Here is a 245-nt window from a genome sequence, read left to right as displayed (position 1 = left end):
CCCAGGCTCTGGCCGATATGCGTCGCGACTACACCCGTGACGGTTTGACCGAGGCGCAAGCCCCGACCGAGCCGTTTGCGCTGTTTCACCAGTGGTTCGCCGATGCGGTGAAAACCGAGCAGGCGCCGGTAGAAGCCAATGCCATGACCTTGGCCACGGTCGATGCCGACGGTCGTCCGCATTGCCGCATTTTGTTGCTCAAGGGCCTGGACGAGCAGGGCTTCACCTTCTTCACCAACTACGAC

1 protein-coding gene is annotated in these 245 nt (G+C 62.0%); it reads left to right on the top strand.

Annotated elements, in window-relative coordinates; all coding sequences use genetic code 11:
- Window positions 1-17: 17 nt before the first annotated feature.
- A partial coding sequence (locus AAEY83_RS17765; protein WP_351061319.1) for a pyridoxamine 5'-phosphate oxidase family protein occupies window positions 18-245 on the top strand: 228 nt, incomplete at its 3' end.

Source organism: Psychrobacter sp. TB20-MNA-CIBAN-0197 (assembly GCF_040309765.1).
Classification (GTDB): Bacteria; Pseudomonadota; Gammaproteobacteria; order Pseudomonadales; family Moraxellaceae; genus Psychrobacter; species Psychrobacter submarinus.
This window is presented reverse-complemented; position numbering and strand designations above follow the sequence as displayed.